Below are 402 nucleotides of genomic sequence, written 5' to 3'. Positions count from 1 at the left end.
GCCCCGGCGGGAGCCCCCGTGCCCGCGACGGCACGGTCGCCCGCGGGGCGGTGCAGCAGGGTGGTGCGCAACTCCTCGGCGTCGGTGCGGGTGATCGGCAGCAGCGCCAGCGCGCTCTCCCCCGACCCGGTGCGCTCGGCCGTGCCGATCCGGACCTGGGTGAGGGAGAACAGCCGCAGCAGGGGCGGGGCGGTGATGTCCACGCTGCGGATCCGGTCCCGGTTCAGCGAGCGCCGGGTGCGCACGAGAATGCCCCGGCGCAGCTCGAACCGTTCCGGCAACACCCGGTAGCGGGTGCGCCGCCAGCGCACGTACTCGGCCCCGGTGCCCGCCGCGATGAGCAGGACCGCGCCCCCGACCACGGCCACGACCGCCCACCCGGGCCCGAGGGTGCCCGCCAGA

1 protein-coding gene is annotated in these 402 nt (G+C 77.4%); it reads right to left on the bottom strand.

Translation table 11 applies throughout. From position 1 onward, the window contains the following. On the bottom strand, positions 1-402 hold a 402-nt coding region (locus SACPADRAFT_RS32675), incomplete at both ends, for a PH domain-containing protein (protein WP_198048308.1).

Source organism: Saccharomonospora iraqiensis subsp. paurometabolica YIM 90007 (genome assembly GCF_000231035.2).
GTDB lineage: Bacteria > Actinomycetota > Actinomycetes > Mycobacteriales > Pseudonocardiaceae > Saccharomonospora > Saccharomonospora paurometabolica.
This window is presented reverse-complemented; position numbering and strand designations above follow the sequence as displayed.